Raw genomic sequence first — 16118 nt, 5'->3', positions numbered from 1 at the left:
AAAAAAAGCACCCAAACGGGTGCAATCTTATAACCAGCTGACTTTGTTTTCAGTTCCTTCCTGGATACGTTTAATATTTGCGCTGTGGCGATAGATCACTAGAAGTGTCATCAACCAGCTCGCAAGGATAATGAATAAATTATTAACATCTAAAGATAACAATTGTGCTGTTATATAAAGACTTGAGCAAACAGAAGCACAGATGCTGCCTAGTGATACATACTTAAATAAATAAAGGATGATCAAGAACATAAATAATGGGACTAAGAAATAGCTGAATTCCTGAAAGATAAAAATAGATGTAGAAATCAAGAATCCAAACATGGTCGTAACAGCTTTTCCACCTTTGAAATGAGCAAAGATAGGATAACAATGTCCAATACAGCAGGCAAGACTTGTCCATATTGCAGCTGGTTCACTGACCAAGGATGCAAGACCTGCAGCTAAGACAACTTTTAAGACATCTAGAACGATAACCGAAATACCAGCTTTCTTTCCTAGAACGCGTCCTGCATTTGTTCCACCTAGATTTCCTGAACCATATTGGCGGATATCGGTCTTGTAGAAGAGTTTGCCAATTACCAGGGCAAAAGGGATAGATCCCAGTAAATAGCCTAATATAATACATAATACAGTCATCATAATCATTCACCTCGAACAGTCATATTTTAACAGAAAACAAGCGAATTATATAGTGTTTTTTATATGTCGAAGTCTAGTATACTGAAAATTCCAATAGGGATGTAAATAATTCCAATGCTAAAACAAATGATAATAATATAAGTTATAATAATAAAAAAGGAGACAGTATCATGAAACATGAATTTAGAAGTATAGTGATTGACACAGAGAATAAAACATTTGAAATACTTGATGGAACAAAAGGATCATATAATATAGCTGATATCAAAGAATGTGATGTTTTAAACGAACATGCTAATTTCAGAGGAGAAACCAAACCATTCCTCCATCAAATTGTTGAAGGTTCTACCGTAATTGGCTTATTTCAGCCTAAAATGTATGTTGGATTAAAGATTGAAATGAAAGATGACGCAATTCTTGGTGTATATGTAAGTTTAGATCCGGTTTTGATGCAAACAGATCAACAAAGTAAGGATCATAAAGAAGCATGTAAAATTAAAAAGCTTTTGGATGAAGTTCGTGGGAAAAGTGATTGATATGACGAACAATTATTATCGCAATCTGCGTATCTTTTTTGTGGTATTTGCTATTGTATTTGCACTGGGTACATTTATGAATTGGATTGATTCAAGAATAGGAATCAGTGTTGCATGGTTTTGTGTAGGGTTAAATTATTTAATTGCATATCTGTCAGAAAAAAAAGAAAAAGGATTTTTAAAATATGTTAGCTTAGTTACTTTCTTTATATGTGTTCTTTTAAGTTATTTAAGTTGGGTTTAAAAAAATAAAATAATAATTTAAATTTTCGATAAATGGAATTCAAAAAGAACTGAGTTCCATTTTTTTTGAAAACTACTAGTTTTTTCGCTATAATCTATCATTAGGTGAAAGGATTGATTTCATGCCAAAACAACAGTATAACGAAGAAAGTATCGTGATTTTAGAAGGACTGGATGCGGTAAGAAAGCGTCCAGGTATGTATATAGGTTCTACAGATTCAAAAGGTTTACATCATTTGGTCTGGGAAATTGTTGACAATGCGATTGACGAAGCATTGAATGGATATGGTAACCAGGTTCATATTACATTGAATAAGGATGGCAGTGTAACGGTTGAAGACCATGGTCGTGGAATGCCAGTAGGAAAACATAAATCCGGAATGAGCACATTGGCGGTTATTTTTACTGTGCTTCATGCCGGTGGAAAATTTACAAGCCAGGGAGGATATCGTAATGCTGGAGGTTTACATGGAGTAGGTGCCAGTGTTGTCAATGCGTTATGTACATGGTGTAAAGTAACTGTCCATGATGGAAAAGATGTTTGGTCTATGACTTTTGAGGATGGTGGACGAAAGATTGGTAAGTTGATTCGTGAAGGAAAAACAAATCGTACTGGAAGTACGGTTACATTTTTGCCGGATTCAAAGATCTTCAAAAATTGTACATTCTCTTTTTCTAAGATTTGTGAAAGAGCTCAGGAAGATGCCTTTTTATTAAAAGGTTTAAAGATGATCGTTACCGATCTTCGTAAAGAAAAACGTGAAAATGTATATCAATATGAAGACGGATTAAAAGCTTTTATTGAAGAGATCAACTCAGATCATACGCCAATGCATGATCCAGTCAGCTTTAGTGGAGAATATAACTCAATCAAAGTTGAAGGCTGTTTTCAATATACTGATGAATATCAGGAGAATGTTTTCTCTTTTACGAACATGGTTCGTACACGTGATGGAGGAAGTCATGAAACTGGAGCTAAGCTTGCGTTCACAAAGGTATTTAATGAATATGCGAGAAAAAATGGTTTCTTAAAGGAAAAAGATAAAGGATTTGAGGGAAATGATGTCAGAGAAGGTTTAACTTTGGTCATTAACTTAACAATTCCTGAAGAATATTTGCAGTTTGAAGGGCAGACAAAAGAAAAATTAGGTTCTCCAGAAGCTAAGCCGGCTACTGAATCGGTTGTCAGTGAACATTTGCGTTATTTCTTAGAAGAAAATAAAGAAACAGCGAATGCACTCGTGCGAAAGATCGTAAAGGCAGCCAGTGCTCGAAATGCAGCAAGAAAAGCTAGAGAAGAAGCTCGTAAAGGAAAAGGAAAGCAAAAAACGGAAAGAGTGCTTTCTGGAAAGTTAGCCAGCGCTCAAAGCAAAGATGCACGAAGAAAAGAATTGTATCTTGTCGAAGGGGATTCAGCTGGTGGTAGTGCTAAACAAGGAAGAGATTCTAAGTATCAGGCTATATTGCCTTTAAGAGGAAAGGTATTAAATACAGAAAAAGCTTCAATTGAATCGATTGAAAAAAATGAAGAGCTTAATACCATTATCCATGCATTGGGTGCAGGTGTTGGTCCAAGTTTTCAGGCAGAGGATTCTAATTACTACAAAGTTATCATCATGACCGATGCCGATGATGATGGGGCTCATATTCAAAATTTATTATTGACGTTTTTCTATCGCTATATGCGCGATTTGATCGAACATGAGATGTTGTATATCGCCTTGCCGCCTTTATATCGAATTGCCAAGGGAAAAGAAGAGTATTATTTATATACCGATGAAGAATTGGATGAAAAGAAACAGGAATTAAAAAATGGATATACGATCACTCGTTACAAAGGTCTTGGTGAGATGAACGCTTCTCAGTTATGGGAAACGACCATGAATCCAGAAACAAGAACTTTATTATGTGTTACGATCGAAAATGCTCGTATGGCAGAAAGACGAGTTACCGAATTAATGGGGGATAGAGCTGATCTAAGACGTAGTTGGATCGAAGATAATGTTGTATTTACTTTAGAAGATGATTATGTTAAGGAGGTGCGTTCGTGAAAAAGAAAGTAGAAGCTAAGCAGATGATCCTAAAAAATTCTTTGGAAGATATCATGGCAGATCGTTTTGCCCGCTATTCTAAATATATTATTCAAGAACGTGCTTTACCGGATGCAAGAGATGGATTAAAACCTGTGCAGCGTCGTATCTTATACGCGATGTATGAGAGTGGAAATACATATAACAAACCATATCATAAAAGTGCCAAAACAGTTGGTAATGTGATTGGTAATTATCATCCACATGGAGATAGTTCCGTTTATGATGCAATGGTACGTTTGTCTCAGCCATGGAAAATTGCCAATCCTTTAATTGATATGCAGGGAAACAATGGTTCAATTGACGATGATCCAGCAGCAGCTATGCGATATACCGAAGCTAGATTATCTAAGATCAGTAACTATCTATTGCAGGATATAGAAAAAGATACAGTTGAGTGGGCTCCAAACTTTTCGGATGAAAAGATGGAACCAACGGTTTTGCCGGCGCGATATCCAAACTTGCTGGTAAACGGAATCACAGGGATCGCAGCAGGGTATGCAACCAATATTCCACCACATAATTTAAATGAAGTTATTAAGGCAACAATTTATCGAATCAAACATCCGGGTTGTTCTTTAGATGAACTTATGAACTTTGTCAAAGGGCCAGATTTTCCAACCGGTGGAATCGTTATGGGAATTGATGGTATTCGTCAGGCATTTGAAACGGGTCGTGGTAAGGTGATGATTCGTTCAAAAGTCGATATTGAAGAAACTAGAACGATCAAGCAGATCATTGTTAAAGAAATTCCATATGAAGTCATCAAATCACAACTGGTCAAAAAGATCGATGATATTCGCTTAAACAAGAAGATAGATGGAATCTTAGATGTTCGAGATGAGAGCGATCGAACTGGTCTTCGCATTGTTATTGATATTAAAAAAGACAGTGCACATCAACAGATTTTGAATTATCTGTATAAAAATACAGATTTGCAGATTTCATATAACTACAATGTCATCGCTATCGTAAATAAAGCTCCTGTTCAGATGTCTTTAGCTATGGCATTAGATGCCTTTATTGCGCATAGAGAAGATGTTGTATTAAGAAGAAGCCGTTATGATCTAAATGCTAAACAAAAACGTGCTCATATCTTGGAAGGTTTGATCAAAGCTGTTTCGGTTATGGATGAGATCATTGCCATCATTCGAAAATCAAAAGATAAGCAGGATGCCAAGGTCAATTTGATCGAACGTTTTCAATTTACGCAGGAACAGGCAGAAGCTATTGTTGTCATGCGTTTGTATCGCTTGACCAATACAGATGTTAAAGAACTAAAAAGCGAATATAAGATCTTAAAAGAGGAAATCAAACAATTAGAAGCCATCGTATCGAATAAAGATGTTCTAGATGACTTGTTGATCAAAGAGTTGGAAGAAGTCAATCAGGAGTTTGTAACTCCTAGATTGTCTACGGTCGTTGATCAAGTTGAAGAAATCGTGATTGATGAAAAAGCGATGATTGCCAATGAACAAGTTATCGTTCCAATTACGCGCGATGGATATGTAAAACGCGTTTCTATGCGTTCTTATAATGCGTCAAATGATGTTTTAAGCATGCATAAAGACAGTGATAAACTTGTGACATATGGTTCAGCGAGCACATTAGATACTTTATTATTCTTTACCAATCGAGGTACATATGGATATTTGTCTGTGTATCAGCTTGAAGAAGCAAAATGGAAAGATTTGGGAAGTCATTTAAGCAGCTATATCAAGATGGATGCAGGTGAAAAGATCATTCAGGCATACCTTCTGTCTTCTTTTGATGAAAGTGTAGAGGTTTTGTGTGCTTCTCGCTTTGGTATGATCAAAAGAACAAATTTAAAAGAATTGCAGGTATCGCGTTCCAATAAGACCATGGTTTGCATGAAAATAGGTTCATTGGATGAGATGGTAAGCGTAGCTTTATCTTATAGTCCAGATGATGTGGTTATTTTATCTAGTGAACAAGGTTTTGCCCTTTCATATCTTGTAGATCAAGTTCCTCAGGTGTCTTGTCGTTCAAAAGGTGTTAAAGCAATTAACCTTGTTAAAGATGATCATGTAGCTGATATGATCGTAGTATCGAATCTAGATGGACAACTGGTTGTTGTTAGTGATACAGCTCAGATGAAACGCATCAAGGCAAGTGATATAGCACAGGTAAAACGACCAGCTAAAGGGAACAGGATCTGTAAACTTGTAAAATCAAATCCAGTTAAGATTGATCGTCTGTTGTCTAAACAATTGAATGATGTAATCGAATTCCAACATGATGAATTGGTTCGTTTTGCAGCTAAGGAAGTTTCTTTAATGTCATGTGATTCTACATTCTCTTCTCCTTTTGGAAAAGTGGAAGAATTTGAAATCCCATCATCTTTGGAAATGATTCATTCAGGAAGCTGGAGCAATACGGATAAAGACGAAATTGAACAGGTCAGTCTTTTTGAGGTAGAAGCATGAGCAAGCAAACCGCAAATTTGATTTGTCTATTAGTAGCTGCTATATGGGGTGGAGGTTTTCTGGCAACGGCAGGAGCTCTAGAAGCCTTTGATCCTTTCTCTGTTTTAATGATTCGTTTTATTGGAGCGGCTATCGTAAGCTGGATCGTAATTAAAGTAAAGAAATTAAAGGTAACAAAGGAAGCTTTGATCAAAGGTTCGATATCAGGTGTTTTGATGTATCTTGCCTTTGCCTTTCAAACATTTGGTCTTGATTTGACCAACACAGGACAAAATGCATTTTTAACTTCAGTGAATGTAGTTCTTGTTCCTTACATTAGCTGGTTTTTGTTTAAGCGAAAACCAATGGGAATTCAGGTGTTTGCCAGCTTTATCTGTTTAGCTGGAATTGCCTGTCTTTCCTTGTCTTCCGATGGATTTCATTTTTCCTTTGGTGATTTGTTGTCATTGATCTGTGCATTCTTCTTTGCTAGTCAGATTATCTCTTTAGAGTTTGCGACAAAGAATTGTGATTCCACAGTGATCAATACGATCCAGATGAGTGCAGCGGCAATTGTATCAATTCCTTTTGCCTTGATCTTGGAAGATTTTCCAACAAGCATTGATACTAATGTGATCTTAAGCTGTTTATATATGATTTGTATCGCAACATGGCTTGCTTTCCAGCTGCAGACATTGGCACAAAAATATACTGATGCTTCTAGTGCAAGTTTGTTATTATGTACAGAAAGCCTTTTTGCGAATATTTTTGGATATTTCTTGTTGCATGAAGAGAAAACTTTGACGATGGTATTTGGGGGCTTGTTGATTTTTATTTCTGTTATTTTAGTCGAATCTTCAGATCGTATAAAACCAGTTTTGGCAAAGTTAAAAAGAACGTAAAAGCTTTAATGAAACGATAAAAACAAGGGATAGTTAAGTTTCTAAAACTATTGCCAAAATGTAAAAATAATAGTAAAATATTCAAGTAGATAGAATGGGGTTGGCACATATGGATTTTTTACAGTCACTTATGTATACTGCTATTGGACTAGTTGTAGGTGGTGTAGCTACTTTCTTTTGGACAAAGAGAAAATTTGAAAAAGAATTGAAGGAAAACCCACCAATCAATGAGAAAATGATTCGTGCGATGTTCTTACAGATGGGGCGTAAACCAAGCGAAGCACAAATTCGTCAGATCATGAAATCAGTCAATCAGAATAGATAATTTCAAAAAGAGCAGGGGCCCCTGCTTTTTTTATTCTTACAGCATTGTAATGTTGTTTATGAGTTGTATATGATACACTTATATCAGGTGATAGAATGAAAAAATTTTTAATAAGATTAATCGTGTTCTTGTTGATTCTCCTGCTAGGCTTAGCTGGATTCTTAGGTGTTAGAGGATATTCAGGATATAGAGAAATAACTTCTCAAGCTCCAGTTGAAACCGTTGTGGAACAAGTACAGTCTAGTCCTACTTTTGTACCTTATGAAGATTTACCTTCTGATTTGATTCGCGCAACCGTATCCATTGAAGATAGACGCTTTTATGAGCACGGAGGAATTGATTATATTGGGCTTGCCCGTGGTACACTCTCTCAAGTAATTCCACAGTTAGCACAAAGTGGTGGTTCTACGATTACTCAGCAGGTAGCCAAGAACTTATATGGCATGTTTGAACAAACCCTAGATCGAAAATTAGTTGAGATGTTTATTGCCAAAGAGCTGGAATCTAAATACACGAAAAATCAAATTTTGGCTCTATATGTGAATATCATTAATTACGGTGATCATCATTTTGGAATCTATGAAGCTTCCACAGGATACTTTGGTGTTGAACCACAGTATTTGACCTTAGCACAAGCATCCTTATTAGCAGGGCTTCCACAATCTCCAGGCAATTATCAATTGTCAGATCATTTCCAACAAGCTAAAGCTAGACAGCATCAAGTTTTAGAGGCTATGGCTGAATGCAGTTACATTAATGAAAGTGATATTGAGACAATATATGCCCAGGATGTATATGCGACATATTAATTTAATGAGTTGATAGAATTCAGCTCATTTTTTTCTTGCAAAAGCGAATAATATTATATATAATAAGTAAGCAATTGCCCGGGTGGTGAAATTGGTAGACGCAGTGGACTCAAAATCCACCGGTAGCGATACCGTGCCGGTTCGAGTCCGGCCTCGGGCACCATTGCTTGAAAAAATAGAAAATATTTTGATTTTCTTAAAATATAGATTAAATTTAGTGAATCCACAAGGATTCACTTTTTTTATTTATTATCATCGATACTTAAATTTCATTTTATAAGTTGTGATTTTAGAAGTAACCATCGTTTATTGAATTGCATAAAATTTTCTTGTAAAATTAAATTAGAAAAATAATAAAAAGAAATATGCTTAATTTAGCTGAATTGAATGTTATCGCAAGTGAGAGGATTTATCTACCACTTGGTTTAAAAGATAATTTAGTAATTTAAGCCATAACTTATTATATATGGCAAAAGCTCCTGCGAGTTTTGAAGATATCGAACGTTTCTTAAATGAAATGCCATATCTTACAGCAAAACTTCATGGAAAGAAATATCGATTCATGTATCAGGCCTATTCTAGTCCTAAATATCGAGAACAAGGAAAAGAATTCTTTAAAGGCGTCAATGTCCGTTATAAAGAATATGCCAATGAACTATCAAACAAATTAGGAATGCCAGCTGATTATATTCAAGGAATGACCTATATCTTTGTTAGAGCATGTGTACATTATGCTTTATTCGAAGATGAAGAATATTTAAATCTTCAGCTAAATGCGATACGTTCATCTTTAAAAGCATACATAAAAGATAAGAAGGAGGAAAGAAAATGAAGAAACGAATATGGAACAAGGTAGTATCCATCTTTACAGCAATCCTATTAGTAGTAGGACTTGTACCTAACACTACTATCACGGCGCTGGCGGCGGCAGAAGGCGCGCCTAGTAGTCTTAATGTTGGCAATTACCAGATTACAAGCGGTGATACGCCAACCTACTTAAAAACAGGTTCAACAGATGGTAGCCTGATAGAGGGCAGTGACAACGATTGGACTGTTAAATACGACCCCAGCACCGTCACATTGACCCTAAAGAATGCGACCATTGAAGGAGTGTATAATAATGTAAACACATCTGGCGCCGGGATCTACGCGGCGAGTAGTTCAGGTCCCGTATCACTGAATATCGTTTTAGAGGAAGAAAACAAGGTTTCCGGAATGTATGGAATCGATGTTAGTAGTAGTGGGGGATCTGCTTCACTGAACATCAGTGGCTCCGGCAGTTTAACTGTGTCTGGTCACAGTGGTAATGGAATAGGAATATTTATGTCCTCCCAAAACAGTGCTAATTTGACGATTGAAGAAGCAAGTGTTACAGCGTTGGGGAGTCAGGTCGGCGGTTCTGGTGTCCGATTGATCACAAGTCAGACCGGTAGTCCGAGCCTCACCATTGAGGTCAAGGGCGGCAGTTTGCAGGCTAGTGGTGAAGCAAATGGAATTCATTTTCTTTCGAATGTAAATGATGCCACTGCAGTAGCTAATCTGAATGTCAGCGGAAACGCTATGGTCAAGGCTTCGAACATCATAACAACGAAGGACGGAACAGGCTCGGCTCCTGAATTGAAGCCTGAAGCCAGCGGGTCTGATGGCACCGGAGGCATCATTTGGGATGACAAGAGCGGCACCGTGTACGGCGATGTGACCTTGCAGGAGGACATCACCATCAGCGAGGGCGAGAGCCTGACCATCGAAGATGGAGCTAGCTTGAATACAGGAAACAATAAGGTAATTGTTAATGGCGGAACTCTCAATGGAGAGGATAAGATAACAGGTACAGTAAAATATACACCATCTATCACAACAGCATCTTTGCCAGAAGGAAAAGTAAATGAAGAATACGCTACTTCTCTTTCAGCAAATGGTTCTGAACCAATTACATGGAATGTTACTGATGGAAATTTACCTACAGGATTGAATTTATCAACAAACGGTAAAATTACTGGAACACCTACAGCTCCAGGTGAATATATCTTTACAGTAACTGCAAGCAATGATGTAGGAAGTGTAAGTAAAGAATTAACGATTACTGTTAAAGATGTAGATCCGATTTATAGTATCCAAAATAGTGGTGATATAAGCTTTGCGGATGCAATAGAAGGCTATACACCAGAAGTTAAGACTATTATGATCACAAATGATGGAAACCAACCAATTACTTTGGATCAACCATCAAGTACATCATTTGATGTTGGAACTTTATCTAAGGCGAAATTGAATGTTGGAGAAACTGCAGAATTTACAGTACAGCCTAAGAATGGTCTTTTAGCAGGTAGCTACGAAGAAGATATTGTAATCACTGGTACAAATAATGGAAAATCTGTTTCTACAAAAGTAAATGTGAAGTTCAATGTAAAACATAATGCTATCAAAGTGGAAAGAAAAGATCCTACTTGTACAGAAAAAGGTAATATCGAATATTGGTATTGTGAAGCTTGTAGAAAGTATTTCCAGGACGAAGCATTAACAAAGGAATTGAAACAAGAAGAAACGATTCTTCCAGCAACAGGGCATAACCTAACAAAAGTTGACGAGAAAAAGCCAACAGTAGATGCAGCTGGAAATGTAGAATACTGGTATTGTGAAGTATGCAATAAATATTTCAGTGATGAAAAAGCGGAACATGAAATTACTTTAGAAGATACGATCATTGCGAAACTTCCGAAATTTGTTAGTGGTGCAAACCAAGAATGGACAAAAGGAAGCAAAGAAGGATTGACTTTTAAAATTGATACGGATATCAAAGAATTCAAGAAAGTTCTTGTAGATGGAAAAGAATTAAAGGATACAGATTATGATATCAAATCTGGAAGTACGATCCTTACTTTAAAACCTTCTTTCCTAGATACTTTATCAGCAGGAAAACATAAAATTCGTTTTGAGTTTAATACCGGTAGTGTTGAAGCGTACTTTACGGTAAAAGATAAGGAAAACTCCAGTCAGACGGAATCCGCGAATACAGGGGTACAGAATAAATATGGATTATGGATCGTCTTATTACTGGTTGCTGCTGGAGGTTTAGCAGGATTTGGTATTTTATCTAAAAGAAGAAAAAATCATAAATAATGTTTAAAAGGTGGGTTATACCACCTTTTTATATAGAATTTTTTAGCGAATATATAATTTTAGGGAAAATGAAAGATTAATGTTTATGTTAATGGGTTAGATTAAATGGAAAAACATATGTTTTTGACAATTTAAATGTAAAGTTTGTTATAATACTTCGAGGAGATACAATATGAACATATTATATAAATCATTTCATTTAGTTGATGTAGATAATGAGCGTACAGTAAGAAATGATATCTCAGAAGATTTTGATAGTTTTATTAATGATTTTGTTGATTTTTCAAATCATAATGAAAAAGCCAAAGCATATGTAATCATGCATGAAGAGGATTTGATTTCAGACTGTATTCAAAGAATTGTAAACGATACGGATATAGAGTATCGTAATGAACTTTCAGATAAAATAGCTTTAAAGTTATTGGAGTCAGAAAAGTTAGCGCAGGCAAAAATTTATCCAACGGGATCAAAGGTTAAAAGAGGAAGTCTTGTACAAGCTCTTGTACAAAATTCTGATGATGAATATGAATATATCTTGACTAAAGTAGAACATAGTGAATGGTATGATGGAACAAGTCTGCATCGAAATAGTGGTTTTTCTTCGGAAAAAAAGAGTATCTGGAAATTTGCTGTTTATCATATGTATTCAATCAATGATCATGTTGTTTTTAATGATGTTTCTGTTTATACAGATACAAAGGCTAAATATTGGACTGTTTCTTTTTTAGAGCTGGAAGAAAAAAGAGATGATGCATTTAACACATATAATGCGTATAAGGCAATTGATAATGAACTAAAGAGTGCAATTAAGACTAGTTCGCCTAGGGATTATGTGGTTTTATCGAATGAAATTCAAAACACGATGAATACACCTCAAGATTTAAATTATTCAAATTATGTCGAAGAATTGATCGATCAATATGAACCGGTTTCTACTGAAATTGATAAAGAAGTCATCAAGGATTGTTTATTGGCTTTGCCTGAAAGAAAACATTTTGATACAGAATTTAAAACGGTACCATCCTCAATTGAAAATAAGCGAACCAAAAAATATAAAATTGCCGATGGTGTTGAATTGATGATCAAAAGCACATCCAATGATTTTTCAAGTCGTATTATTTCAACGATGAAGAATGGAAAAAGAGTCTTGGAAATCGTATGTGATGACGATGAGACATATAATGCCTTTATTGAAGAAAATGCTTAATTGGCATTTTCTTTTTTTCTTTCAAAAGCTATAATATGAGGCAGGAGTTGATACGTATGAAGGTACTAGTAGGATTAAGTGGTGGAGTCGATTCAGCTGTTGCGGCTTATTTGTTAAAAGAGCAGGGATATGATGTTACCTGTTGTTTTATGCGTAACTGGGATAGTTATGCCAACGGTGATATCGCAGGAAATCCTACGATTCAAGATGATACTTGTCCACAGGAGCAAGATTATCAAGATGCAAAGGCAGTGGCAGAGCATTTAAATCTTCCTTTGCAGCGAGTAGACTTTATAAAAGAATATTGGGATTATGTGTTTAAAACATTTTTATCTGAATACGAAAAGGGGCGAACACCAAACCCAGATATCTTATGTAATAAATATATTAAGTTTGATGCCTTCTTTGATTATGCGATGAAGCAGGGCTTTGATATGGTTGCCACTGGTCATTATTGTTCCAATATGACAGAAGATTCATTTACTTACCTTACTAGAGCAGCCGATACTAACAAAGATCAGACATACTTTTTATGCCAGGTTAGTCCTGCTGCATTGCATAAGACATTGTTTCCATTAGGAAAACTAACTAAGCCAGAAGTCAGAGAAATTGCTGCAAAACTAAATTTAGAAAGTGTTGCGACAAAAAAAGACAGTACGGGAATTTGTTTCATTGGGGAAAGAAATTTTAGACAATTCTTATCTAATTATTTACCAAGTCAGGATGGGAATATCGTAGATGTTGATACAGGCAAGGTTGTTGGTAGACACGTAGGTGTTCTTTATTACACGATTGGACAAAGAAAAGGTCTGAATATCGATCATGAAAAAGGGCCTTGGTTCGTAATTGGAAAAGATGTACAGAAGAATATTCTATTTGTCTGTCATCATACGCATAAAGAGTGGTTGTATTCTGACTCCTGTCTTGTCAAAGGAATTAACTGGATCGTTAAAGATAAAAACGAAATTCCTGAAAAATGCACATGTAAATTTAGATATCGTCAACCAGATCAGGACATTTATCTTAAAGTCCTTGATGAAACTACTGCACTAGTGAGATATCCGCAAAAGATTGCTAGTGTAACCATTGGTCAGGAAGCCGTATTCTATGATGGTTTTAAATGTATTGGCGGTGGTGTTATTGAAGAAGTCTATGTAGATGGACAGGATTTAAATGGAAAGATTTTGAGTACATACCAGGAGCGTATCAATGGATAGCGTTTTAGCAAAACTTGAATATATCATTTTTGAAAATAAGGAAACGCACTATGTAGTTGCCAGTTTTTCACAGACAAATACCTATCATTTATTTACTGGTGCTGGACGCATCGTTGATCCTATGGAAGATCAGGAATATGAATTAAGTGGAGAGTATATTCGTCATCCTAAATATGGTACGCAGTTTAAGATAGAATCTTATAAGAAGATATTGCCAACGCATGAAGATGCGATCATACACTTTTTATCTTCCGATGCATTTCCTACAATTGGTAAACAAACAGCCAGGCAAATTTATGAATTGTTAGGCGAAACATGTTTGGAACAAATTAAGGAAGATTATTCGATTTTGTATCAAATTCCAAAATTGAATCAAAAGCGTATCGATATCATAAAAAAAGGTATTGAAGAATTTGAAGGCTTTAATGATACCTATATTCAGTTGATGAAATTTGGTTTGGATGATCGAAAGATTCGCTTATTGGAAGATACTTATAAAGATAAGGTTTTAGATACATTAAAAGAGAATTGTTTTTTACCATATTATGAGATTTATGGATTTGGGTATAAATCGGCTTTAAAATTAGCAGATGGTTTTCAGATTGATAAAAATGATAATCGAAGGCTGGATGCCTATATTTATGAAACAGCTAGACAGCTTGCAATGATGAGCGGAAATACGTATATCACTTTAGTCAGTTTAATGGAAAGATGTAAAGGCGCCACAAATGAAGATATACAAGCTTCTTTAGAGCGGCTATCTGTTCAAAAAAGCATTCATATAGAAGAAGGGAAAGTCTATCCTTTTAGTTTGTATGATGACGAAATTTCGATAGCAAGCCATCTGTTTGAGCATATCTTTGAAGTTGAGTCAGTTGATGAAATGGAATTGGAACAAAAAATCAAAGAAGTCGAGTTTAGTTATGCGATTGAATATGATGAAGAACAAAAGAAGGCCATTCGTTTGTTCTTTGAAAAGAGTTTTTTTATTTTAAATGGAGGCCCAGGTACTGGTAAGACAACGACTGTAAAAGGAATCTTGAATATCTGTCGTTCTTTTTTTCCAGATGCAACGATTCAATTGTGTGCACCAACCGGACGTGCCAGCAAGCGTTTGGCTCAGCTGTCAAGTTGTGATTCAAGAACGATTCATTCTTTGTTGCAATGGAATAAAGATGATAATACGTTTGCCAAGAATGAGGACGATCCATTAGAAATTGATTTTTTGATTGTGGATGAGTTTAGCATGGTAGATACTCATTTATTCGCTCAGTTATTAAAAGCATTGCCACGATATTGTCGAATTCTTTTAATTGGGGATGAAGATCAGCTTGAAAGTGTAGGTCCGGGAAAGGTCTTTGAAGATCTAATTGCAAGCCATATTTGCCCAATCATTCATCTAGAGAAGATTTTCCGTCAAAGCGAAGGATCTGGAATCATAACCTTGGCAAGTCAAATTCGTAAAGAGGAAAGATGCTTCTATGAAGATGGGGTCACTTTTATTGAAAGAGATGCCAAAGATATTATGGAATGTCTGGATGAAATCGTTCGCAATAAAGATATGGATAATCTACAGATCTTGGCGCCAATGTATAAAGGTGTTGCCGGTATCGATGCGATCAATGTGTATATGCAGGCTTTATACAATCCACAATCGAATTCCAAAAGTCAGTTTCGTGTTGGAACTACAGTATTTCGTGAAGGGGATAAAGTCATGTTGTTGAAAAACTTGCCAGACGACGATGTTTACAATGGGGATATTGGATCCATTGTATCAATTGATACAGTTGATCGGGTTAATCATGTCATAAGCGTTGATTTTGGCAATACGATCGTCGACTTTTCCAGCGATTTTCTATATTATCTAAATCATGCTTATTGTATCAGTGTTCATAAGGCCCAAGGGTCTGAATATGAAAGCGTGATTTGTATTGTAGAACCAAACGCAAGATATATGTTAGAAAAACGACTTTTATATACAGCCGTATCACGAGCAAAAAAAGAATTGATCTTGATTGGAAATCAACCTTTGTTTGAAAAACAGGTAAAGTTAAAACAAAAAAGAATTCGTCAGACGACTTTAGTACAAAGAATCAAAAGTTATCAAGGAGGATTGGAAAATGCGTCGAAGAGATCGTGAAATCAAAGAATTTGATGAAATTGTAAAAATCATCAAAAAGTGCGACAGTCTGGTTTTAGGATTAAACGATGAAGGCTATCCTTATTTGGTTCCATTAAATTTTGGAATGGATATAGAAGATGGACAGCTATACCTATACTTTCATTGTGCCAAGGAAGGTAAGAAACTGGATCTGATTCAAAAAGATAATAGAGCTACATTTGAAATGGATCATGCGCATCAGCTCGTATTGAATGATGAAAAAATGTCATGTACGATGGAATATGAAAGTGTGACTGGAAAAGGATTCATTGAAATAGTAAGTGAAGATAAAAAAATAAAGGGATTAAAGATACTGATGAAACATTATCATGTTTCTGAATTTCCATTTAGTTTGAAGCCTGTTAAAAATACAACTGTATTTCGTTTAAAAGTTATAGAATTAAAAGGAAAGAGAAGGAAAGTATCCGTAAAATAGCCTT

General features: G+C 35.7%; 14 protein-coding genes and 1 tRNA gene. 14 read left to right on the top strand and 1 reads right to left on the bottom strand.

Going from position 1 to position 16118, the window contains the following annotated elements:
- Positions 1-27: 27 nt before the first annotated feature.
- Positions 28-648 carry a glycerol-3-phosphate 1-O-acyltransferase PlsY gene (plsY, locus tag PND65_RS05425; protein ID WP_035401212.1) on the bottom strand — a complete coding sequence of 207 codons (621 nt, stop codon included), beginning with the start codon at positions 646-648 and terminating at the stop codon, positions 28-30.
- Positions 649-812: 164 nt separating this feature from the next.
- Here plsY and PND65_RS05420 point away from each other — a divergent pair, with 164 nt between their 5' ends.
- From PND65_RS05420 to PND65_RS05355, 14 genes are all read left to right on the top strand, one after another.
- On the top strand, positions 813-1178 hold the full coding sequence (locus PND65_RS05420; RefSeq protein ID WP_271991128.1) for a hypothetical protein: 366 nt from the start codon (positions 813-815) through the stop codon (positions 1176-1178).
- 1 nt (position 1179) lies between these two features.
- Positions 1180-1422, top strand: a complete 243-nt coding sequence (locus PND65_RS05415) for a hypothetical protein (protein ID WP_271991126.1) — start codon at positions 1180-1182, stop codon at positions 1420-1422.
- 121 nt (positions 1423-1543) lie between these two features.
- On the top strand, positions 1544-3472 hold the full coding sequence (parE, locus tag PND65_RS05410; RefSeq protein WP_022356366.1) for a DNA topoisomerase IV subunit B: 1929 nt from the start codon (positions 1544-1546) through the stop codon (positions 3470-3472).
- A 23-nt stretch (positions 3473-3495) separates the two neighbouring features.
- The gene (gene parC / locus PND65_RS05405) at positions 3496-5958 is read left to right on the top strand and encodes a DNA topoisomerase IV subunit A (RefSeq protein WP_271991137.1); all 2463 of its coding nucleotides are present in this window, start codon (positions 3496-3498) and stop codon (positions 5956-5958) included.
- A complete protein-coding gene (locus PND65_RS05400) occupies positions 5955-6839 on the top strand; it encodes a DMT family transporter (protein WP_271991125.1) in 885 nt (294 codons plus the stop codon). The genes parC and PND65_RS05400 overlap by 4 nt, the downstream gene beginning before the upstream one ends.
- Positions 6840-6948: 109 nt before the next feature.
- Positions 6949-7164 (top strand): YneF family protein, encoded by a 216-nt coding sequence (locus PND65_RS05395; RefSeq protein WP_015536109.1) that lies wholly within the window; start codon positions 6949-6951, stop codon positions 7162-7164.
- A gap of 95 nt (positions 7165-7259) precedes the next feature.
- Entirely contained in the window at positions 7260-7973 is a 714-nt protein-coding gene (locus PND65_RS05390) for a biosynthetic peptidoglycan transglycosylase (RefSeq protein ID WP_271991123.1), read from the top strand.
- Between the two features lie 76 nt (positions 7974-8049).
- Positions 8050-8136: transfer RNA gene (locus tag PND65_RS05385), tRNA-Leu, on the top strand.
- Between the two features lie 303 nt (positions 8137-8439).
- Positions 8440-8805, top strand: coding sequence for a hypothetical protein (locus PND65_RS05380; protein WP_271991121.1), 366 nt, complete (start codon positions 8440-8442; stop codon positions 8803-8805).
- Entirely contained in the window at positions 8802-11093 is a 2292-nt protein-coding gene (locus PND65_RS05375) for a PKD domain-containing protein (protein WP_271991117.1), read from the top strand. Before PND65_RS05380 ends, PND65_RS05375 begins: the two co-directional genes overlap by 4 nt.
- Before the next feature lie 172 nt (positions 11094-11265).
- Positions 11266-12300, top strand: coding sequence for a hypothetical protein (locus PND65_RS05370; RefSeq protein ID WP_271991114.1), 1035 nt, complete (start codon positions 11266-11268; stop codon positions 12298-12300).
- Between the two features lie 56 nt (positions 12301-12356).
- Positions 12357-13517: a tRNA 2-thiouridine(34) synthase MnmA gene (mnmA, locus tag PND65_RS05365; RefSeq protein WP_271991111.1), complete on the top strand. Its 1161-nt coding sequence runs from the start codon at positions 12357-12359 to the stop codon at positions 13515-13517.
- Positions 13510-15657 (top strand): SF1B family DNA helicase RecD2, encoded by a 2148-nt coding sequence (gene recD2, locus PND65_RS05360; protein WP_271991109.1) that lies wholly within the window; start codon positions 13510-13512, stop codon positions 15655-15657. The genes mnmA and recD2 overlap by 8 nt, the downstream gene beginning before the upstream one ends.
- Entirely contained in the window at positions 15638-16114 is a 477-nt protein-coding gene (locus tag PND65_RS05355; RefSeq protein ID WP_087158780.1) for a pyridoxamine 5'-phosphate oxidase family protein, read from the top strand. The genes recD2 and PND65_RS05355 overlap by 20 nt, the downstream gene beginning before the upstream one ends.
- Positions 16115-16118 lie beyond the last annotated feature (4 nt).

The organism is Faecalitalea cylindroides, from assembly GCF_028321995.1.
Lineage (GTDB): Bacteria > Bacillota_I > Bacilli_A > Erysipelotrichales > Erysipelotrichaceae > Faecalitalea > Faecalitalea cylindroides.
This window is presented reverse-complemented; position numbering and strand designations above follow the sequence as displayed.

What these genes read in the sequence shown, in the direction of transcription:
- PND65_RS05390 (WP_271991123.1), top strand. Translation starts at nt 7,260, where the DNA reads ATGAAAAAATTTTTAATAAGATTAATCGTGTTCTTGTTGATTCTCCTG.
- PND65_RS05395 (WP_015536109.1), top strand. Translation starts at nt 6,949, where the DNA reads ATGGATTTTTTACAGTCACTTATGTATACTGCTATTGGACTAGTTGTA.
- PND65_RS05380 (WP_271991121.1), top strand. Translation starts at nt 8,440, where the DNA reads ATGGCAAAAGCTCCTGCGAGTTTTGAAGATATCGAACGTTTCTTAAAT.
- PND65_RS05400 (WP_271991125.1), top strand. Translation starts at nt 5,955, where the DNA reads ATGAGCAAGCAAACCGCAAATTTGATTTGTCTATTAGTAGCTGCTATA.
- plsY (WP_035401212.1), bottom strand. Translation starts at nt 648, where the DNA reads ATGATTATGATGACTGTATTATGTATTATATTAGGCTATTTACTGGGA.
- mnmA (WP_271991111.1), top strand. Translation starts at nt 12,357, where the DNA reads ATGAAGGTACTAGTAGGATTAAGTGGTGGAGTCGATTCAGCTGTTGCG.
- parE (WP_022356366.1), top strand. Translation starts at nt 1,544, where the DNA reads ATGCCAAAACAACAGTATAACGAAGAAAGTATCGTGATTTTAGAAGGA.
- parC (WP_271991137.1), top strand. Translation starts at nt 3,496, where the DNA reads ATGATCCTAAAAAATTCTTTGGAAGATATCATGGCAGATCGTTTTGCC.
- PND65_RS05415 (WP_271991126.1), top strand. Translation starts at nt 1,180, where the DNA reads ATGACGAACAATTATTATCGCAATCTGCGTATCTTTTTTGTGGTATTT.
- PND65_RS05375 (WP_271991117.1), top strand. Translation starts at nt 8,802, where the DNA reads ATGAAGAAACGAATATGGAACAAGGTAGTATCCATCTTTACAGCAATC.
- PND65_RS05370 (WP_271991114.1), top strand. Translation starts at nt 11,266, where the DNA reads ATGAACATATTATATAAATCATTTCATTTAGTTGATGTAGATAATGAG.
- PND65_RS05420 (WP_271991128.1), top strand. Translation starts at nt 813, where the DNA reads ATGAAACATGAATTTAGAAGTATAGTGATTGACACAGAGAATAAAACA.
- PND65_RS05355 (WP_087158780.1), top strand. Translation starts at nt 15,638, where the DNA reads ATGCGTCGAAGAGATCGTGAAATCAAAGAATTTGATGAAATTGTAAAA.
- recD2 (WP_271991109.1), top strand. Translation starts at nt 13,510, where the DNA reads ATGGATAGCGTTTTAGCAAAACTTGAATATATCATTTTTGAAAATAAG.